The sequence below is a fragment of the Paenibacillus sp. FSL R5-0810 genome (genome assembly GCF_038002285.1).
In the GTDB taxonomy this organism is placed as follows: domain Bacteria; phylum Bacillota; class Bacilli; order Paenibacillales; family Paenibacillaceae; genus Paenibacillus_AQ; species Paenibacillus_AQ lactis.
In genome coordinates, this window is sequence record NZ_JBBOCF010000001.1 from 5,412,264 (window position 1) to 5,432,448 (window position 20,185).

At 52.9% G+C, this 20,185-nt stretch carries 21 protein-coding genes; 11 read left to right on the forward strand and 10 right to left on the reverse strand.

Going from position 1 to position 20,185, the window contains the following annotated elements; genetic code table 11:
• Positions 1-1,098, reverse strand: coding sequence for a GntR family transcriptional regulator (locus MKX76_RS24030; protein ID WP_007128986.1), 1,098 nt, complete (start codon positions 1,096-1,098; stop codon positions 1-3).
• Between the two features lie 395 nt (positions 1,099-1,493).
• On the opposite strand from MKX76_RS24030, the gene MKX76_RS24035 reads away from it, so the two are divergent.
• The gene (locus tag MKX76_RS24035) at positions 1,494-2,024 is read left to right on the forward strand and encodes a cysteine hydrolase family protein (RefSeq protein WP_007128985.1); all 531 of its coding nucleotides are present in this window, start codon (positions 1,494-1,496) and stop codon (positions 2,022-2,024) included.
• 46 nt (positions 2,025-2,070) lie between these two features.
• Here the strand turns inward: MKX76_RS24035 and MKX76_RS24040 are convergent, their stop codons facing one another.
• The 3 genes from MKX76_RS24040 to MKX76_RS24050 all read right to left on the reverse strand — a co-directional run bounded on the left by MKX76_RS24040 (position 2,071) and on the right by MKX76_RS24050 (position 4,620).
• Positions 2,071-2,886 carry an alkaline phosphatase family protein gene (locus tag MKX76_RS24040; protein ID WP_341034733.1) on the reverse strand — a complete coding sequence of 272 codons (816 nt, stop codon included), beginning with the start codon at positions 2,884-2,886 and terminating at the stop codon, positions 2,071-2,073.
• 109 nt (positions 2,887-2,995) lie between these two features.
• The gene (locus MKX76_RS24045) at positions 2,996-3,847 is read right to left on the reverse strand and encodes a DMT family transporter (protein WP_341034734.1); all 852 of its coding nucleotides are present in this window, start codon (positions 3,845-3,847) and stop codon (positions 2,996-2,998) included.
• Entirely contained in the window at positions 3,847-4,620 is a 774-nt protein-coding gene (locus MKX76_RS24050) for a DeoR/GlpR family DNA-binding transcription regulator (protein WP_341034735.1), read from the reverse strand. Before MKX76_RS24050 ends, MKX76_RS24045 begins: the two co-directional genes overlap by 1 nt.
• Before the next feature lie 188 nt (positions 4,621-4,808).
• On the opposite strand from MKX76_RS24050, the gene MKX76_RS24055 reads away from it, so the two are divergent.
• The gene (locus tag MKX76_RS24055) at positions 4,809-5,768 is read left to right on the forward strand and encodes a metallophosphoesterase family protein (RefSeq protein ID WP_341034736.1); all 960 of its coding nucleotides are present in this window, start codon (positions 4,809-4,811) and stop codon (positions 5,766-5,768) included.
• 93 nt (positions 5,769-5,861) lie between these two features.
• Here the strand turns inward: MKX76_RS24055 and MKX76_RS24060 are convergent, their stop codons facing one another.
• Both MKX76_RS24060 and MKX76_RS24065 read right to left on the reverse strand, forming a co-directional pair.
• A complete protein-coding gene (locus MKX76_RS24060; RefSeq protein WP_210094071.1) occupies positions 5,862-6,458 on the reverse strand; it encodes a TetR/AcrR family transcriptional regulator in 597 nt (198 codons plus the stop codon).
• A 57-nt stretch (positions 6,459-6,515) separates the two neighbouring features.
• Complete coding sequence (locus MKX76_RS24065; RefSeq protein WP_210094070.1) at positions 6,516-7,997, reverse strand: NAD(P)/FAD-dependent oxidoreductase; 1,482 nt, start codon at positions 7,995-7,997, stop codon at positions 6,516-6,518.
• A 483-nt stretch (positions 7,998-8,480) separates the two neighbouring features.
• Between MKX76_RS24065 and rlmN the strand changes: the two genes are divergently transcribed.
• Positions 8,481-9,542: a 23S rRNA (adenine(2503)-C(2))-methyltransferase RlmN gene (gene rlmN, locus MKX76_RS24070; protein WP_210094069.1), complete on the forward strand. Its 1,062-nt coding sequence runs from the start codon at positions 8,481-8,483 to the stop codon at positions 9,540-9,542.
• 126 nt (positions 9,543-9,668) lie between these two features.
• Positions 9,669-10,139: a hypothetical protein gene (locus MKX76_RS24075; protein ID WP_007128977.1), complete on the forward strand. Its 471-nt coding sequence runs from the start codon at positions 9,669-9,671 to the stop codon at positions 10,137-10,139.
• Between the two features lie 92 nt (positions 10,140-10,231).
• Here the strand turns inward: MKX76_RS24075 and MKX76_RS24080 are convergent, their stop codons facing one another.
• Entirely contained in the window at positions 10,232-10,798 is a 567-nt protein-coding gene (locus tag MKX76_RS24080; RefSeq protein ID WP_007128976.1) for a hypothetical protein, read from the reverse strand.
• A 198-nt stretch (positions 10,799-10,996) separates the two neighbouring features.
• Between MKX76_RS24080 and MKX76_RS24085 the strand changes: the two genes are divergently transcribed.
• The 6 genes from MKX76_RS24085 to MKX76_RS24110 all read left to right on the forward strand — a co-directional run bounded on the left by MKX76_RS24085 (position 10,997) and on the right by MKX76_RS24110 (position 16,041).
• Positions 10,997-11,290 (forward strand): DUF6509 family protein, encoded by a 294-nt coding sequence (locus MKX76_RS24085; protein ID WP_007128975.1) that lies wholly within the window; start codon positions 10,997-10,999, stop codon positions 11,288-11,290.
• 289 nt (positions 11,291-11,579) lie between these two features.
• Positions 11,580-12,023, forward strand: a complete 444-nt coding sequence (gene cynS, locus MKX76_RS24090; RefSeq protein WP_007128974.1) for a cyanase — start codon at positions 11,580-11,582, stop codon at positions 12,021-12,023.
• Positions 12,024-12,070: 47 nt separating this feature from the next.
• Complete coding sequence (locus MKX76_RS24095) at positions 12,071-12,901, forward strand: formate/nitrite transporter family protein (protein WP_210094067.1); 831 nt, start codon at positions 12,071-12,073, stop codon at positions 12,899-12,901.
• Between the two features lie 538 nt (positions 12,902-13,439).
• Positions 13,440-14,357, forward strand: coding sequence for a macrolide 2'-phosphotransferase (locus MKX76_RS24100; protein ID WP_213616142.1), 918 nt, complete (start codon positions 13,440-13,442; stop codon positions 14,355-14,357).
• Between the two features lie 471 nt (positions 14,358-14,828).
• Positions 14,829-15,365, forward strand: coding sequence for a GNAT family N-acetyltransferase (locus tag MKX76_RS24105; protein ID WP_007128971.1), 537 nt, complete (start codon positions 14,829-14,831; stop codon positions 15,363-15,365).
• Between the two features lie 448 nt (positions 15,366-15,813).
• A complete protein-coding gene (locus MKX76_RS24110; RefSeq protein WP_007128970.1) occupies positions 15,814-16,041 on the forward strand; it encodes a GNAT family N-acetyltransferase in 228 nt (75 codons plus the stop codon).
• A 166-nt stretch (positions 16,042-16,207) separates the two neighbouring features.
• Here the strand turns inward: MKX76_RS24110 and MKX76_RS24115 are convergent, their stop codons facing one another.
• The gene (locus MKX76_RS24115) at positions 16,208-17,098 is read right to left on the reverse strand and encodes a LysR family transcriptional regulator (RefSeq protein ID WP_007128969.1); all 891 of its coding nucleotides are present in this window, start codon (positions 17,096-17,098) and stop codon (positions 16,208-16,210) included.
• A gap of 126 nt (positions 17,099-17,224) precedes the next feature.
• Between MKX76_RS24115 and MKX76_RS24120 the strand changes: the two genes are divergently transcribed.
• The gene (locus tag MKX76_RS24120) at positions 17,225-18,319 is read left to right on the forward strand and encodes a branched-chain amino acid aminotransferase (protein ID WP_341034737.1); all 1,095 of its coding nucleotides are present in this window, start codon (positions 17,225-17,227) and stop codon (positions 18,317-18,319) included.
• Positions 18,320-18,486: 167 nt separating this feature from the next.
• Here the strand turns inward: MKX76_RS24120 and MKX76_RS24125 are convergent, their stop codons facing one another.
• The gene (locus tag MKX76_RS24125) at positions 18,487-19,545 is read right to left on the reverse strand and encodes an anthranilate phosphoribosyltransferase (protein WP_028404022.1); all 1,059 of its coding nucleotides are present in this window, start codon (positions 19,543-19,545) and stop codon (positions 18,487-18,489) included.
• Positions 19,546-19,569: 24 nt separating this feature from the next.
• A complete protein-coding gene (locus tag MKX76_RS24130; protein WP_007128966.1) occupies positions 19,570-20,172 on the reverse strand; it encodes an ANTAR domain-containing response regulator in 603 nt (200 codons plus the stop codon).
• Between the last annotated feature and the right edge of the window lie 13 nt (positions 20,173-20,185).

Genomic DNA, 20,185 nt, shown 5'->3' on the forward strand with positions numbered 1-20,185 from the left:
TTACAGCTTCTTGACGGTCTGGCGCTTAATGAGCCGTACCGGAACCACAACATTCTCCTTGGCTTGAACCCGGGGCTGCTGCTCGATGAGCCCGATCAGGCTTTCGGCCGCAAGGTACCCCATCCGCTCGAAATCCTGCGAGATGGTGGTCAGCTTCGGCTCGATGAGACCGGCAAGCTGAATATCGTCAAAGCCCACGATGGAGAAATGGTCCGGGACGGACAGCCCCCGTTCTTTGGCAGCTTGAATGATCTCGATGGCCATGAGGTCATTCTCGGCTACGATGCCGGTGATGCCTTGCTCCATCACGGATTCGAGGAGCCGGAGGAAATATTCCTGCGACGCAGGATTGTCATGGGCCAGACCCTGTTCGGTAAGATCATGCATGCCGGGATCGGTCAGGCCTGCCTCGAACAGCGCCTTCAAATAGCCGAAATAGCGCTCCCGGAGCGACGATGAGTCCTCGATCTTCTGGGACGAGAGGAAGGCAATTCGTTTGTGATTGTTCTCGATCAGATGGCGGGCAGCCTGGTAGCCGCCGTCGAAGTTATCGGCGACCACGGAGAGGAACGGAATCCCTTGGATGCATTTATCCATCGTGACGAGCGGATAGTCGGAAAGATGATACTGATACAAAATCCCGAGATCCGATACGCTGTTAACCGGGTAGAAGATCAGGCCCGAGTGGGAGGATTGAAGGGCGCTTTGCAGCAATCTGCGCTGCCCGACAATCGTATTCGACTGGATGTTCAGCGTATAATCCGTCGCAGCCAGATATTCATTAATCCCTTTCTCGTAATCGCCGAGCCCGGGATTATGGGCAAACGGCAGGATCAGCAGAACGTCCTTGCCGCTTCCGCCGAAAGCTTGGCGGGGAGGCGGCGATGTACTGACGAAGCTGCCCTTCCCTTGGATCCGATAGATCAGTTTCTCATTCTCAAGCTCGGTCAGCGCCCGCTTGGATGTGATGCGGCTTACGTTATAAGTCTTCGAGATTTCAGCTTCGGTTGGCAGTTGATCCCCGCTCTGAAGCTCCCCGGATTCAATCTTTGCCCGTAACGCATTCGCGATTTGCTGGTATAGCGGAAATTGTTCCATGAATATCCCCTTATAATTTGATATATCATATATGCGGGATTCGTCAGAAAAATCGATAGGTTAATATTACATCATTTAAGTTGGTATGTCGAACCTGAAAAGTCGGTGGAAGAGGGAAATCTAATGTTTTAGTACTTCATTTTTCCTCGATGGACGGTGAGCGGGCGTGGTATTGCTTTATTTGTGGTATTTTAGTTTGTATCAGTTGTTATATCAAATTGAGGGGGCGCGGATTATTCAATCCGTTTTTCAATGATCCCTTATCATTTCCGGTTAGCCAGCTCTGCTGCTCAAATGTCCGGGAGTTTTCCGAAATATACTTTTATGTATTGTAAAACGGGAATATACGTTCTATATTGGAGAAAGATTGGAATATGAACAGGGAGGCTGGCGGGATGGGGAAAACGGCGTTGTTGGTCATTGACGTTCAGAATGCGATGTTTGAGGAAGGGGATCCGGTATTTGAGGGAGAACGGCTGCTGACAAACATCAAGCAGCTTATAGCTAAGGCCAGGAAGGACAATGTTCCCGTGGTCTACATACAACACAGCGATGAGGGCTTGGAGAAGGGGTCGGAGGCATGGAAGATTCATGCCGATATTGCACCTGCAAAGATGGATGCGATCGTTCACAAGACGAAGCCGGATTCATTCTATCAAACGACGCTTGAGGATGAATTGAAGCGTCACGGCGTCGAGCATCTCGTGCTTGCCGGAATGCAGACCGATCTGTGCGTGGATACGACATGCAGAAGGGCGGTAAGCCTGGGCTACCGGGTCACGCTGGTAAGAGACGCCCACAGCACCTGGAATAATTCGGCCCTGACCGCCCAGCAGATTATAGATCATCATAATGACGTCCTGCGATGGTTTGCGGCAATTCGACGGACGGAAGAGATCGATTTCCACGAAGAAGCCGGCGTGTAATCGCCGGCTTTTGGTCTGTTGGCTATTTAAAAAAGGTTTGGCCGATTCATAAATTTGATGAAAACAGTCCTCCGGGAATGGTTCCTTCCCAGCATTCTTGTACGGGCAATCCCAGCACATGCGCCGTAACGGCAGCCGTATCCATAATGCCGACCGGCGTTTGGATAGGGCCGGCGTTTACGGCAGGGCCCGTAATTCCCCAGGTGATGGTCATATCCATCGGATGGTCGCTGCCGTGATCATGCGAATGAGCACCGCCTCCGCCGTGGTCGCTCACGGTGATGACCCAGGTATCCTCCAGCAGTCCTTCCTTGCGCAAGCCGTCCATAATCCTTTGTACGTATTGATCCGTGACGGCAATCTGCGCGAGCTGACCGGAAGTGCCGAAGCCGTGTTGATGGCCGGCGGCGTCCGGATGGTCAAGCTGGATGAACATCAGCTTGAAATCGGGATGCTGATGTACATAAGCGGTGATGGCTTCCGCGAGCTCAGGGTCCGGCATGGATTCCATGTGGACGCCCAGATCGTTTTCAATGATCCCTCTGTTGATCGGCTCCCAGCAGCTGAACGCGGCTAACGGTGCATCCGGCCACTTCCGGCGGGCCAGCTTGAAGAGCGAGGCGTAAGGGAAGTCGGAAGGGGTCTTGCGATGAATCGCTTTGTCGTTGTTAAGCCCGTGACGCTCCGGGCTCACGCCGTATAAGAGCGAGCCCCAGCACTCTGCGCTGATGCTGGGATACACGGTCCGTGCCTCATAGGTGTAGGCTCCGCTTTGCAGAAGCGCATGCAGATGTGGGGCGTCTGCTTGACGGATGAATCCCCCCGCCCCGTCGATTCCAAGAATGACGACTCGTTGTGCCATAGGTGGCAGCCTCCTTGTTATGTACATGATCGGTACATTTTGATGATACATACAATGGCAGTGTTGGATTCAGGACTCATACATGGTTGACTTACCGACGGAATGAGAGCTAACCCCAGATAGCGATGGTGATGATGCCTAATGTGATCAGCGCAGACATCACGATTCGGCGCGAGCCCTGCTGTTCCCGGAGTATGAGAATGCCGAATATCGTGCCGAATACGGTGCTGATCTCACGGATCGGTGCAATATGGGCAAGCGGCGTAAGCCTCATGGCGAACAGAAATAACAGGTACGAGCCTGGCGCCAGAACAGAGCCGAGCAGTATGGTGCGCCAGTTGACGGACCATTCCCGCTTCAGTTGTCCGGATCGCAGGACAGGGATGATAAGCGCGATGAAATAGCTGATATTCGATAACTGGATTAACAGCACGGGGGAAACTCCGGCATCCAGAATCGCCTTGTCCGTGAGCGTATAGCCTGAAATGCAGAGCCCCACCAGACAGGCGTAAATAAGCGCTTTTCCATTCACATTGTGATGTGAGCCGGCCCGGATTCCGGATAAAGCGAATAAAGAGAAAATAATGGCGGATAGCCCAAGGACGCCGGCGGTGCTCATTTGCTCGTGAAATAGAACCAGGCTGCAAAGGGAAGTCAGCATGGCGCCGAGTCCCCGCATAAACGGATAGACCTGGGACATATCCCCATGCGTATAAGCTTTGGAGAGCAGGAGGATGTAGCCTCCTTGTATGGTCATGGACAGCAGAATGAAGCCATACACTTTCGGGCTCAGCGTGAGCTGCGACATTTCGATCCAGAAATAAGGCATTAGAATGATTAAGGTTACCGAATGAATGCACCACAGAAATACCGATTTATGAATGCTTCGCTTCGTAAACAGATTCCAGAGCGCATGCGTCAGACCGGATGACAGGACCAGAAGAAGGGCCAGAAGCTCCATCAGATCGGCCCGGTAAGAACTTCGATCCCGCGAGCAGACAGATTATCCACCCATTCCTGCGGGCAGCCTGGATCCGTGATGAGCATGGAGATGTCCTCCAGCTTCGCGAGCTTCGAGAATGTGGTTACCCCGAGCTTCGAATGATCGGCGAGAACGATGCCTTCCTCCGCACGCTCCAGCATTTTTCGGGATATGTAGGCTTCATCCACATCATAATCGGTAATGCCGTCGGTTAACGAGATGCCCCCGACAGAGATGAACGCCTTATTCACCTTGAACTGTTCCAGCAGCATTTCGGTAAGCGGGCCGGTTGCGGCTTGTTTGGTCCGGTCCATATCCCCGCCGATAAAAATAATCTTCCCCTGAAAAATCTCCATCGCCAGATTGAGAATAGGCACCGAGTGCGTGATGAGCGTGACATGCGGGCGGTCCTGAAGGTAACGTACCACTTCGATGGTGGTCGTCCCGTTATCCAGCAGAATGGTCTCCCCGTCTTTAACAAGGGAAGCTGCCAGCTTGCCGATCGCGGCCTTTTCTTCCGTATGCGTCTGCGAGCGGCTTAGAAAGGATGGTTCGATCTGTCCGGAGCGAGATTTTACGGCACCGCCGTAAACTTTGCGGAGCCTGCCTTCTTTCTCCAATCGGTCCAAATCCCTGCGGATCGTTTCGGCAGATACATCCAGCTGCTTCGCGAGGGCGTGAACCTGGACCTTGCCTTCAAGCTCCAATTGATGCAGGATTTTTTGCCGCCGGTCTTCATAGGTTACGGACATTGCGGATTCACCTCACATACGTATGACTGATATTGACCATTGTTGTTGATTTCAACTAATTATTATGGCAGTTTCCTCATCATGTCAACAAAAATCATTGACGGAATCATGAAACCCCCTCTAATATACACATAAAACAACAACAATTCACACAGAAACCGCAAACCGAAATTAAGGGAGGCTGCAATATGAAGTCCATACTCCGCTTTAAAGAAGATCAGACGTTTAAGATCGTACAGTTTACCGACATTCACTGGAGGAATGGCGATGCGCAAGACTTGGCGAGCCGGCAGTGCATGGAGACGGTGCTGGACCTGGAACAGCCCGATCTCGTTGTGTTTACTGGAGATATTATCTATACAGGGGAGACAGGGGATAGCTCCGCAAGCTGCCTGGACCCCGTTCAGGCTTTCAAGGATGCCGTATTCGCGGTGGCATCTCGGGGGATTCGCTGGGCATTCGTATTCGGCAATCATGATACGGAAGGCGATATTACGCGGGAGGAATTATTGAAGGCTGCCATGGATATTCCCGGCTGCTGCGCGGAGCCCGGGCCGACGGAAATTAGCGGTGTCGGCAACTATACACTTCCTATATACGGAAAGAGGGGAGATACGGCTGAAGCCGTGCTGTATTTTTTCGATTCGGGCGAGATGTCAAAGCATCCGGCCGTCGAAGGGTATGATTGGATCCGGCGCGATCAGATCCGTTGGTATGAGATGGCGTTCGCCGCATACGGCGTGAAGCGTGGCGGCGAATCCATGCCGGCATTGGCCTTCTTCCACATCCCGCTTCCGGAGTACAGGGATGTATGGGAACGCAAGACGTGTTACGGAAACAAGTTTGAGGCGGTGTGTTGCCCGCAGCTGAACACCGGTTTGTTTGCGGCGATGCTCGAAAGAGGGGATGTCATGGGCACCTTTGCGGGCCATGATCATATTAACGATTACTGGGGCGAGCTCTACGGCATCCGGCTTTGCTACGGCAGAGCTACCGGTTATGGTACATATGGCCGGGAAGGCATGCTCCGTGGTGCGAGGGTTATTCGCCTGCATGAAGGACAGCGGCAGTTCGACACTTGGATTACGCTGAGCGACGGCTCGCAGATTCGGGAACAGGAGAAGCATGAACCCGAGACGCCCCTCTGATACACGATAATAGTCAAAAACACACCTTTTATGAAATGTGCGGAAAAGATCCGGTGGTTTCATGGGAGGTGTGTTTGGTTTGCGTTATGATCCTTATCCGTTCCTAAGCAGTCGCAGCAGCAGCTCCGCCTTCGGGGGCGTATAGCTCGGGTCCTCTTGGGACTTCAGCGTCATTAATCCTGATAACACGGATAAATAACAGGCTACGAGCTCTCTCAGATCGCCAGCCGCAATCTCCCCGGCATCCTGCCCTGCTTCGAACAGCGGCATCAACTGGTCAACAAAAGCATGGATGGAATAGTTCTCGATAATCCGCTTGGCCTCTTCGGGCACGCCATCCGAGGTGCGTGCTTGCTGAATCAGCATAAAGTGCGAATTATCATCCTCTTGGAGAATCATTGAGGTTAGCAGAGCGATTTTCTCAAGAGGGGTACCGGGTACGTTATAGATTTCGGAGAACGCTTGCCGAGCTTCCTCCATCGACCATTGAACGAGCGTGATGAACAACTCGTCTTTGGATTTGAAGTAGTGATAGAGAAGGCCGTGGCTGACTCCGGCTTCGCTGGCAATCATGCTCATTTTGGTTCCGAAGATTCCTCTTTTAGAAAATACTTTGATGGCAGCTCGCATGATTTGTTCTTTTCGTTCGTCGCGTATTTGATGCAATTGTTCTTCGTTTAAAGGGGTCATTGCGTCCATCCCTCATCCTGGTATTCTCGTGCTGATAACAACAATAACGCATTTGATTTATTCGGGCAATCCCATGGATAAGGGCAGAAATTCGTTATTAAAAACCGGGATGATCCGCGCGAGTAGTTCCTCCAGCGGCAAATTCACCTCCTGTAATACCTGATGGAGCCAAGCTTTGCCTTTTCCCGATAGATCCGCATTCACAAGCGAGTTGATATACTCTGCATTAAACAAAGCCTGCGGCGAAGCGAAAAGACCCGTTACCATCATATACTGTTCGAATACGGCCATATCGTTATGAGCATAAGCCAGCTCCTGGCATATATCGAACAGCCTCTGGGCAAAAGAAAACCCTTGGGCGGACAGGTGGCCTTCGTATGTCACCCCCGGCCATCTGAGATCCGCGGCAGTGCTAAGCCACCATGCAGGCTCCATGGCGGATTGCATCTTTAGAAGGGCGAAGCGTTCGAATCCCTCCTCAAGCAGGACTTCATTTTGCCTCGATTGCAAGTACTGGTCCAGCGCATCTGCCTGGATGGCCGCCACCGTCATGCCTTGGCCGAATATCGGATCGAAGCTGCAGAAGGCATCGCCGAGCACCAGCAGACCGGAAGGCCAATCCTCCATCTGCTCGAAATGCTGTCTCACGCATTCCTCAATCCGGTAGCCCCGCGGGCTTGAGATTGGTTCAAGCTGCTGAAGCAAATCTCCGATGGTGGAACCGAACAGATTTTGCGCCTCCTGGTCGTACAACTGATGGTCGGTTGTCGGATAGGAAGCTCCTCCCGCGCGGTACAGAACAACCTCTGCGATGTGGTTCTCGATCGGATTGAACACAGCCGTGCCGATACCAAGGGAGGGATCTCCATCATTCAGGATGGTGCTCCATACAGCCTGGATTTCTTCTGGAACCCTATAGTGCCGCGTACTATATCCTAGGGATACGTGCAGTTTCTCTGCTTCCGGTACCGCGTAACCAAGGTTCTGCAACCAATCAGCGAGCTTGGAACCGCGTCCGCTTGCATCCACGACCAGATTCGCATTTATTTGAACAAGCGTTGATTCCCTGACGTTTTTGTCCCGGAAAACAACGCCGGTAACGGCATTCCTGTCCGCGTCATGCAGTAATTCCTGCGCTGCAAGCTTTGGTAAGAGAGTCACATTAGGCATTTGGATCACTCTGTTGCGGAGGGTCCACTCAAACAGGGATCTGCTGCACCCTGCATTGGGCTCATCGGGCATTTCCAGCGTGCCGTAGCGATTGGTCATCTTAACGGATTTCATTTCTCGAGGATGCGCCCCTTGCTGAAGCAATTCCTCGGTTATGCCAGGGAACCAGCTTTCAACGATCATTTTGCCGCGCGCAAGGAAACGGTGCGGATGATAGGCCTGCGGCGTACCCGACCGATTTTCCGGTCCTGCCGGAAACTCATCCCGATCCGTGATGATCACCTCTTCATAATGCTTGGATAACACGGTTGCAGTGAATAGTCCGGCTATGCCTCCGCCTAGAATGAGCGCTTTGCCTTTTGTTTTCATACGAAACCTCCAAATATAGATTGATTTAATCAGTCAATGATAAACGAAAAATATCTTCTGAAATTCAAATTTAGATTACAGGTGCAGGACAAATAGCGGTGATCGTCCATAACGAAATGAGTGTTGAGTGTCTCCCTTCTCTTATAGATATTTATGATTGATTAAGTCAGTCAATGATAAACATAAAGGTATTTATTGGATATGTCAATCCTGATTTGCGTATAAGAAGCGTGAATTGCCTATAACTCCCCTTGTGTTCGTGTTGAAATTTTGGGACAATACAGAGTGGGCTATCAGGTGTCCGTTTCTCGCCGTAAGGTTTGATATATCAGGAATTTGCAAAATTCGATTCCGGTCGCTTCCAGGTACAATACACAGACGAACTAAACCATTCGGTCTATATATTGCTGATTGAAAGTCGCCCTTTGGATTTTTGCAATATGCCTCATAATAAATGTTGTTTATAGAAAGAGGATATCCATCATGAATAAACCATCCATTTATGGATTGACATTAGATCAGCTGGTCGATTGGCTCGGCCAGCGGGGCCATAAGAAGTCCCGGGCGACCCGGGTGTGGGAATGGCTGTACCGCTCACGGGTTACGGCATTTTCGGAGATGACCGACGTGCATCCTTCATGCCTTGAGCTGCTGGAGGAGCACTTTGCGATTGTGACGCTGGAGGAGCATACGAAGCAGGAGTCGATTGACGGGACGGTCAAGTTTCTGTTCAGGCTTGCTGACGGCAACCTGATCGAGACGGTGCTCATGCGCCATAAATTCGGGTTGTCCGTTTGCGTAACAACCCAAGTTGGCTGCAACATTGGCTGCAGCTTCTGTGCCAGCGGCCTTCTGAAGAAGAGCCGGGATCTGACGGCTGCGGAAATCGTCGAGCAGGTGATGCAGGTTCAGCTTCATCTGGACCGCAGAGGCCAGGATGAGCGGGTGAGTCACCTGGTCGTGATGGGGATCGGCGAGCCGTTCGATAACTATGACAACATGGCGAACTTTATCCGGGTGATCAAGGACCATAAGGGACTTGCTATCGGACCACGCCATATCACGGTGTCCACAAGCGGGCTGGCCAACAAAATTATTGAGTTCGCGGACAGCGATCTGAATACGAATCTGGCGATCTCCCTGCATGCGCCGAACAATGAGCTGCGCACGAGAATCATGAAGATTAACAAGGCCATCCCGATCGAGAAGCTGATGGAGGCCATCGATTATTATTTGGAAAAAACGAAGCGCCGCATTACGCTCGAATACATTCTGCTGAAGGATGTCAATGATCAGCGAGAGCATGCGCTTGAGCTTGCGGAGCTGGTCGGCGATCGTCGCAGCCTGGCGAACGTCAATCTCATCCCTTACAATCCGGTGGATGAGCATAGTCAATATCAGCGGAGCTCCAAGGAGACGATCACTGCATTCTACGATACATTGAAGAAGCAGGGCATCAGCGTTAGCGTACGGCTAGAGCACGGCACCGATATCGATGCCGCCTGCGGCCAATTGCGGAGCAAGCAGATCAAGAAGGCGCAGTAACTGGAGAGCTGCTCGCCTTAGGGTAGTAGGAAAAGCATATCCTCACGAAGCGGTATGCTTTTTTCTGCTAGAGAGCCCTCGATTGCTATTGACCCTGACACATCAGGCGGAAAGGAATGAACCAATATGCTGGAAACCCATCCGGTTGTGAAAAAGCTGCAGTATAAAGACTTGGGCCAGCCCGTGCTGATCTTGAACGCGCCGGAGGCCTATCAGGAGGTTATTCGCTCGCTTCAAGGGGAGGTTCATACGGAGCCGGTGCAAGCTCCCTATGATTTCGTTCAGGCATTCGGAACAAGCAACGGGCAGCTGCGGGAGCTGGCCAAGATTGCAGCGAGCGCCGTAGCGGATAACGGCTTGCTCTGGCTCTGCTATCCGAAGAAGACGTCCAAAACTTACAAGAATTCCGACTGCAGCCGGGACAGCATCGCCGGCATTTTGGCGGATGAAGGCTATGAGCCGGTGCGGCAGATCGCCATCGACGAGGATTGGTCGGCCCTCCGCTACCGGAAGGTGGAGCAGATCAAGACGATGACAAGATCCTTCGCGGCCACCGCGAAGGGCAAAGAACGGACAGGCCAAGGAGAATCCGTGTAACACGTGACAACAGGCACGGCTATCCTTGATATCAATACGAGAGGGACCCTGATCAGGGTCCCTTCTTTGTTGGAATGCAGCCACTAAACGCTTCACTTTCCGTGATGCGGACGGCGGTGCTTGGACTGAACCTTCTTGCGGCGAACATCCCGATTGATCGCTTTGCTGCCGCTCCCTCCACCGACGGCGTGCTGCTGCCGGGTGCCCCGGCTTTCAATCGCCGAGTTGGTGCCGCCTGTACTGAAGTCTCCGGCGCCGCTCGCAATCTGGGTGGCCGAGGCGTTCCGACTTGATCTCGGCAATCTGACCACCTGCTTATTAATGACGAAGACCACTTCTTTCTGATGTTTCTTGGACTTAGGATGCTTACCATCCGGTCTGACACCATGATGCAGCGGGTTCTTAAGGCCGAGGTTTTTGGCGATGCCGCCTGCGCCGACGCTTTGCTGCTGGTACGTAAACGGAGAGCGGATTGCGGCATTGTTCCCGGCAGCGCTGCTCTTGCCTGCCCCGCTTGCGATTTGCGTCGTGTTCGGCGCATTGGTGAATTGATCATTCACGACGACGGTAAACCGTTCGATCCCGCCAAGCGGGGAGGTTAAGGAATACCGGTGGCTGCCTTTCTCCACGGTGATCGTCAGCTGGTCCTTGATCGGCAATTTGCGTCAACTCCTTTTTTTATCAGAACGACTTCTTCTTGATCGTAGAATATTTGAAGGATCAGGTGTAAGAGATAAAAGCATAGAGAAATGAAAAATTGATCCATTTGTCCTCCGGGATAAGAACCTATCTTTAAGGTGTGGCAGGGCGTTTTCGTGGTTTATAATGTAGAAGTGTGACAGAAAGGGTGAGATTTAATGCTGACGATTAAGGAATACAGCGTAGAGTTGATTCAAGATCCGTTCGGGATCCTGGCAGGGCAGCGATATGAGTTCGTATGCGATCTGGACGTGCCGGAGGAGGACGAGCTTTATTCTGAACAGGGAGTTTACCTGCGGGTGATCTTTCTCAAAGACGGGGCTGATTCCCGAATTGTAAAATACGATTTCTACGAGCGAACGACCGATCGGTATCTTGATTTTGATATGGAGCCGGAAGAAGAGGAGGAGCTCACTGCGTTCTGTAAAGAGCATGCGCAGGTGGAGGCTTGATTCGAAAACAGTATTCTGTTGCAGCGATTATGAAATGAAGATGGATGGCGTCCTGAAGAGGATGCCATTTTTTTATTGTGATTATGTTATTTAATATGACGCCAATTAATCTATTTACTGAAATGGTCTTATAAAAATCATAATTAATGTTAATTTTATTGACTTATAATAAACAAAATTCGTATAATTAGACCAGATTTTCATATTGTACGTACGAAAACATGACATTAATTCATTTTTTATCGATCAGTAGAGAGTAAGACTACTTTTTACAAAGGAGAGAGGATGCATGGAGAGAGCCGAGGTCACAAGACGAATCGTGGAGGCCAAACGCAAATTGGGGTTAAAGTGGATCGATATCGCAAGCGTAATCGACCGTTCGGAGGCCTGGACGGCAACGGCGCTGCTGGGACAGGGGACGCTGACGAATGAAGAGAGTGCCAAGGTCGGGGATTTGCTTGGGCTGGATCCGGAGGCGGTTGCGGCTTTGACCGTTATTCCATACCGTGGAACGACGGTGCCTATGCCTCCGACGGACCCGCTGATATATCGCTTCTATGAAATCTTGCTGGTGTACGGACCGGCGATCAAGGACTTGATCCACGAGAAATTCGGCGACGGCATCATGTCTGCGATCGACTATGAGATGGATATACAGCGTGTGGAGGATCCGAAGGGAGACCGGGTGGTCGTCACGTTAAACGGAAAGTTTCTGACTTATAAAAAGTGGTAATGGGGGGCGGCAGTTCAGTTCCATACACCCAGAAGGAGGGGGATACCATGTCCTATGTAAAGCCGGATCAAGTAGTAGAAGCCATGATTCAAGCGGGGACGAGTAAATCGCAGCTGACCGTTGAGCAAATGCTGCTGCGGGGATTTTTGGGCGGAGCCTTGCTTGGATTTGCCACGACGCTGGCCTTTACGGCAACGGCCCAGACGGGGATCGGCATGGCGGGTGCCTTGTTGTTTCCCGCCGGGTTCGTCATCATCGTGCTGCTTGGACTGGAGCTGGTTACGGGCAACTTCGCCCTCATTCCGCTCGCGGTTATGGAAAGGAAAACGACGGCCTTGCGGATGCTTGCCAGCTGGACGTGGGTATTTATCGGGCACCTTATCGGCTCGGTATTCTATGGGCTGCTCTATTACGCGGCGGTGACACAGTTCGGGCATGTACAAGAGGGCGGCGTTATTGACCTTATACGGGGCGCTGCTGAAGCGAAGACGATTGGTTATGCTTCGCTAGGCTGGGCAGGGATGGGAACGGTGTTTGTGAAGGCGATGCTGTGCAACTGGATGGTGTGCCTGGGGGCTGTCATGGCTAACGCCTCCCGGAGCACAGGCGGCAAGATTGCCGCCATGTGGCTGCCGATTGTGATTTTCTTCGGTCAAGGGTTTGAGCACGCAGTAGTCAATCTGTTCGTCATTCCGACCGGCATGCTGATGGGAGCGGGCGTTAGTCTGGGGGATTGGTGGCTATGGAATCAAATTCCCGTGACGCTTGGCAACATTGCCGGCGGTTTCCTGTTTACGGGACTGGCGTTGTGTCTGGCGCAAAAGAAACCCGCGGTCCCGCCGGTTGCCGAGCTGAATTCCTCGCATAAGGCGAGCTGACCGCGGGGGCGGCTGTTGATGGACGAAGGAAATCCGTTGGTCCCAACCGGACTGAAGCGGGCTTGGAGAGAATTGGCTATCCTCTAACTACATAGCAGGGAAAGAATGATTAAATCCAAATCATCCCTTGTATTGCCTGCTCCAATCTGTTATTCTAAATGCAACTTAGGATGAACGGAGGGTTACGTGTGTTGGATTATTCCCGATTGAGATCTTTTCGCGGCTAATGGAATACGCGATGAAGAGGCCTGCTGCTCAAGCAGGGTAATCGGGATGGGTCTGCCAATTTTACGTAACCCATAGTCATGAGTGACGAATAAATTAAGACTATCCGAAGCAGGTGGGGGATGATTTGCTGTGTCCTTTACTGTCTTCCGGGATGGGGTTATTTTCGTGCACTCGGACATAGGGGATCGTGGCGGAAGCAAGCGCCCCATTGTCGATTACGCTGAGCACAGGTGATGATTGCCTGTGCTTTTTTGTTGTTTGACTCAAGAAGCTTGCGAGGGTGATAACGATATCAAGGAGGCGTTTTTATATGACAACAGCTCATTCTCAGGATTATACCGAAATTATCCGGGACATGGTGGCGATCGCAGGGGAGCACGGGGTGGAACTGAGCCCTGACGGCATCGAAATGAATGAATCCGGCATGGATTTTCTGGTCGGCATTGCCGAGGATGCCGAAGGTGTGTCTTGGGTACTGCGTAAGCCGCGGCGTGGAGATGTGCTCGAACGGGCGGACAATGAGGCTCGGGTGCTTAAGCTGATTCAGCCCCGTCTGCCGGTTGCCGTACCGGATTGGCGGATCTACACGCCAGAGCTTATCGCTTATCCGCTGCTTAGCGGTCAGCCTGCCGCATCTGTCGGTGCAGAAGGGTATGCGTGGAACATGGATCCTGTGCAGCCGGGCGAGCGATTCGTCGATTCGCTGGCACAGGCGCTGGCAGCTCTCCACGGCATCGATCACGAGGATGCTCGGGCAGCCGGCCTCCGGGTGAAGAGTCCGCAGGAAGCCCGGGAAGAGATGGCGCGGAATATGGAGGAGGTGCGAAGCCGCCTGGGAGTATCCGCGGCGCTGTGGGACCGCTGGCAGAAATGGATCGGTGATGACTCCTATTGGCCGGGCCATTCGTCGCTTGTCCATGGCGACCTCCATCCTCCGCATATTTTAATCGACAGCCAGGTTCAAGTTACCGGGCTTTTGGATTGGACAGAGGCTGAAGTGACGAACCCGGGCAAGGATTTCATTCTGTACTATGCCGTTCACGGCGAGGATAACCTGAAGCTGCTGCTGGAGCGATACGAGCAAGCCGGCGGGAAGGTGTGGCCGCGGATGTACGACCATATCGTAGAGCAATACGCGGCGTATCCGGTGGCTGTCGGACAATTTGCGTTGCTGACGGAACAGGAAGAAGTGCTTGCGATGGCACGTAACATGCTGGGACTGACCTAATACGCAAGAAGTGATTGAGGGAATCCTCTCCCATCCATGCTGCCGCGAGGGCAGATTGGAGCAAGGAGCCGGCCGATGAGATTCGGTTGGCTCTTTTTTTTTGGGCTTTGCCGGAGGGGATGTGGAGTGCTCATAATCCTGTGAATTTATGACAACCTTATAGAGAGAGGTTCTCTGCTTATATATGTAGCGGATGCCCGAGAGGGATTGTGATCCTAAGAATCCAATTAAATCGCTGTCGGATGCGTGCAGGATATTTATAGGTTGATCAAGAAATATTTGGAAAGGCTGTCTGTCATATAATGATCGTGAGGCGGCTTTGACTTTCGGAGAGCAATCCGCAGCCCTGTATGGCATGCGTAACGAAATTTACATACTTGTCGATATCTTGGTCTGGGAAATATGTTATTCTAAACATACTCACCGGGATTTTAACCTGCTTGAAATGATTGATTAGGGAGGGGATTGATCTTGAATATTGAAGTGCGTTTATGCCCGAAAGAACAGTCATTTATTCTGCACAACCTCTATCCGCTGTACTTGCATGACATCGCTGAAATATGGGGGATCCATCCTAACCGATATGGAGTGTTTGAGAAGGGGGATGTGCCGACCTTGAGCGAGCAGAGCAAACTGCTGGACGTGTGGTGGGAGCAGCCGTCGGTTCTCTTTCCTTATCTGATCACAGTGGATGACATTGCCGCCGGTTTCGCGCTGGTTTCTACACCGCCGCAGGTTCCGTCGCCCAATATTCAATATTACTTAAGCGATTTTTTCGTGCTTCGGACTTATCGAAGACAAGGTGTAGCGCGGCGAGCAGCTGAGCTTGTGTTCGATCAGTTCCAAGGCGCGTGGGAGCTTCAGACCAACCCGACGGAACGGAATATGAGCACGCAGATTTTTTGGCGCAAGACGCTGAATACGTATACAGGTGGAAAATACTCCGAACTGGATGGCGTCCATCCGGAAAAAGGAGAAATGCTGGTCTTTCGGTTCACCAACAAATAGACTGGATTTGCATAAAACGGCGGGTTGATGGACGAATTTCAGCCTTGACAGCTTAACGCAAACGGATTAAACTGAATAAAATTTTCGAACAAATGCGCTGAAGAGGACGCCGGCATCGTATGGATGCTTCGAATCAGAGAGCTGCTGGTGGGTGCGAAGCAGCGGAAGCGGCGATGAACAGGCCATCACCTCGGAGCAGATCAGCCGACTGTCCATGACGTGAAGCTGATCCGGGAGTTCCCTGCCGTTATCCATGGGGCATCATTGATGGATGATGGCGAAGAGTGCGTGCCGGAAAGAGCCGGCGCGAATCAGGGTGGTAACGCGGAGCAAGGCTCCGTCCCTATGGGGACGGGGTCTTTTTGTCGTTTATCGGCCCGGAATGAGAGGAGAGGGTGGCGAATGATGCTGGAGAGGCTGGTGCCCATGGATGAGATGAAGCGCTTGGATGGGAGGCGTTCAAGGCATTAACGCCGTCTATACGCCGAAGGAAGAGTGGAAGAAGGGGTATGCCAGCGTCCTTGTAGCTGAGCTTGGTCTGCTTCTGAACCGGGAGGGTCTTACACCGATGCTGTATGCGGATCAAGCCAATTCTGATTCGAATCGAGTATACCGCAATATCGGCTTTACAAGCTGCGGAACAATTGCGGAAATCGCGTTCTCCGGCGGTGAATAAACGGGGAGGATGTTATATTGAGCGTAACAGCTCTCCCTGTTTGGCTTGATCAGTCATTAAATTTTCGTGCATGAAGGGTGTACAGGCAGAGCGGGGGCCGTCCGGGCTGCGGATCATTGGCGCGGCACCGGATAAACATGGAGAAGACGATACGCCTCCAATAATGTTATTCTATAAAAGTGTTCAGAAAATGTCGGGCGCGATTGGATAGCACATGATCTTTGAGCCAGACAATTCCGACATCGGATTGGAAATCGGCGCTGAGTATGGTCATTGTCCGGATGTTGGGGATGGCGAAGGAGGACATGACCGATTCCGGCAAAATCGTGGCGCCGATCCCTTCGGCGACCAATGCCACGATGATCGCGACGCTGGAGCATTCGCATATGACGCGCGGCGGATGGCCGCTGCGGTTGAATTCCTGGATGACCCGCTCATGCATGCCTTTGGTCTGGTCGGTCTTTAGCGACAGGAACGGATGCTCTGCCAGCTCACGCATTGAGATTTGCCCTCGCGTCGGCCCGCATTCCCAGCTGCCGGGGAGAACGGCAACGAACGGATCGGAGGGCAAGGGCAGCACGGCATAACGTTCCGGATCAAAGCGCGATTCGAACGGGAGGCGGGTCACCGCAAGCTCGATATGGCGCTGATCCAGCTGGTCGGCCAGCAGGGAATGGTCGCCTTCCCGGATTTTGAAGGTGACCTCGGGATATGTTTGCCGGAAGGAATGGATGCGCTGGGGCAGCAGCGAGATGCAGGAAACGACCGCGCCGATGGACAGCATGCCGCGGATGCCGGCATGAAGTTCCTTCACCTCCGTCAGCGTCTCGTTGAATTGATTAAGCAGCGAGTCGGCCCGTTGTTGCAGGAGCTCGCCGGCATGGGTCAGCCGAAGCTGCTTGCCGCTGCGCTCGAACAGCGTGACGCCAAGCTCCTCTTCCATCAGCTTCAGCTGCCGGCTGAGGGGAGGCTGCTCCATATTCAGCTGTTTAGCTGCGCGGGTGATCTGGCCTTCCTGGGCAATTGTCAGGAAATAACGGAGCTGGCGAATATCCATGGATTCAAGTGGCCCCTCTCTATACTTAAAAGGTATGGTATCCCTATAAATCAGATACTTTTAATATAGGGTATCGATTGATATGATTCAACTAATAACGCTTGCAGATAAGGAGATGTATGCATAATGACTTACACGATACCCGTTGAATTGACGTCGTCCCCAAAACCGAAGCCGGCCCATCACAACCAGGCTTTCGGCACGGTCTTTACCGACCATATGTTTATATTGGATTATGATGCGAAGAAAGGGTGGCATGATCCGCGGATCGTTCCGTATCAGCCTATTCAGCTGGATCCTGCGGCCAAGGTGTTCCATTACGGGCAGACGGTGTTCGAAGGATTGAAGGCATATCTGACCGAGGATCGCCGGATTCTGATGTTCCGTCCTAACAAAAATATCGAGCGCCTCAACTTGTCCAACCGCCGACTCAGCATTCCGGATCTGGACGAAGAGCTGGTGCTTGAGGCTCTGAAGCAGATCGTTCTCGTTGATCGGGACTGGATTCCTTCCGAGCCCGGTACTTCGCTCTATATCCGGCCGTTCGTTATCGCAACCGAGCCGGTGCTGGGCGTGGCCCCATCCCTTCAATACAAATTCATGATCATTCTGTCGGTGGTCGGCTCATACTATGCGGAAGGCATCAATCCGGTCGGCATTTATGTGGAGCCGAAATACGTTCGTGCCGTAGTAGGAGGCGTAGGCAATGCCAAGACCGCAGGCAACTATGCAGCAGGCTTGAAAGCACAGGACGAAGCTACGGCGAAGGGCTATTCCCAAGTGCTCTGGCTGGACGGCGTGCATCGGAAGTACATCGAGGAAGTCGGCAGCATGAACGTATTCTTCAAGCTGGGCGATACGGTCATTACGCCGGCGCTGAACGGAAGTATCCTGGACGGAGTGACCCGCAGCTCGGTCATTCAGCTGCTCCAGCATTGGGGGATTCCGGTAGAGGAACGGGCCATTTCCATCGATGAAATCATTGACGCACACCGCAGCGGAACGCTGGTTGAGGCGTTTGGCACCGGAACGGCCGCGGTGATCTCGCCGATCGGGTCTTTGGAATGGCAGGATGAGAAGCTGGTGATCGGGCAAGGCGTTACCGGGGAGCTGTCGAGCCGGGTTTATGACGCAATTACCGGCATCCAGCGCGGCATCCTTGAAGATCCGTTCGATTGGGTAATCGAGCTGCCGCTGGCGGATGCGGCGGAGCATTCCTAATTAGAGACGACAGTTTTTTATTCAGCAGTTTAAGGACTGCAGCTTTATGGCCTTCATCATGATATAGGCCTGGCTGCAGTCCTTTTTTAGTTGTCTTCCGAAAGGGGAGATAAGGATTGCGGGTGGCCCTTTTGCAGAACAAATGGGATCGGGCCTGATCGTTTTCGTTATCTGATCGATGAAGCGGACCCTTGCGCCGGATGCTCCAGCAGTGTACGCAGCCACCGGTCGTAGACGTACCATGCCAGCCTGTTGTCGAGCAGGGATTTGAGGGTGTACAGCCCTTCTTCTACGGAAGCGGCGCGCTCGCAGAGATGAAGCCTTACAGCAGCGTTAAGGAGGACCTGGTTCGTAAACGCGATGTGCCCCTTACCCTGCAAAACTTCCTCGGTCACCCGCAGCTGCTCCTCCGCGGTCCACTCGATCTCCGGAAGCTGAGCCTCGAGGCCGAACAGCTCGGGGTCGATCAGATGAAGCTCGGAATGCCCTTGGTGCACCAGCTGTACGCGGGTCGCCCGATGGATATGCAGATCCTCCGAGCCCTCGGCCCCTTGTACGATCAGTGCCTTACGGTAACGAAGGTTTTGGAGTAGCTGTGACATCCGGTCGAAGACGGTGTTGTGATAGACGCCGTACACGAGGTAGGGCGAGTGGGAGAAGTCGATCAGCTTCTCGGCGGTGTTCAGGATCGTGCGCATGCCGATCTCCTCGCGGATCGGGCGGATGGAGCCCAGGGGAGGACACCACTGCTCGGCATCCGCGAACAGCACGCCAGTGAGCTGGGCGGCCAGAATGGACTGCTCGGGCGTAATGCTGGCGGGATCAATCCCTTTGCACAGCAATAGGTCGTTTACCGTAATTCCCCATTTCGGGGGCAGCGAAGCGCTGCCGTGCAGCGTAACCGGCAGCCCGGCGGCTGCGAGCAGAAAGGCAGTCGGAAACGAGGCGTAGAAGGACGTCTTTCTGCCGTCATAAGGTCCTGCGCAATCGAGTCCGGCATGGACCGCTTTACGGAAAGATCGGTCACGCAGGGCCTTGATGAAGGCCTCCAATTCCTCCACGCTTTCCATCTTCATTCGTTCGGCCATAAAGAAGGCGCCGATTTGGGCAGGGGTAGCCTTGTCTTCCAGAATCCATTCGGCAGCAGAGACGGCCTCGTTATAATTCAAATCCCGAGAGCCCCGTTTTCCCCGTCCGACTTCCTTCAGCAACTTGATCATCGTCATTCTTCTTCAACCTCCATTCTTGTATCATGCTTTCAGCTGCTGGTGCGCCTTGACGATGGAGGTGGCGACATCCACGATCCGCTTTCGTTCGTTCATGGCTTTGCGCCGGAGCATATCATAGGCCTCTGCCTCGGAGATCCGGTTGATGTCGCTCAGGATACCCTTGGCCATATCGATCCATTTCCGTTCCTCCAGCTTGGAACGCAGCTGCTGCCGCTCGGTGTGCCACTGCTGCCGGTCGAGAAATTGCTTTGCCCCGACATGGAGGGCCCAATGAAGCTCGGATGGGCTCATGGAAGGAGTCAGAATCCCGTCAATCGGAGCGTCATCTTGGCAATAATCAGCGGAGGACGTGCCTGAGTAAGAACTGCACCACCAAAGCATAGGGACGGGCCTCAGCTTTTCCAGATTCCTTTGCCATCCTGCGATCTTGGCGATCGGCAGATGGACGACAGCCGCATCGACCTCGTGGATGCAGCGCGGGAGATCCGCAGCTGAACAGGCCGTATATACATGATAGCCGCCCTCGCTCAGGTTCTCCTCGGCAACGGCGCTGGCCTCGGCTGAAGCTTGGTTCGGTTTGGAAGCATGGGCGACGTGTTCGTGAATAAGGAGTAAGCGGCGCATCTAAGGAATCCCT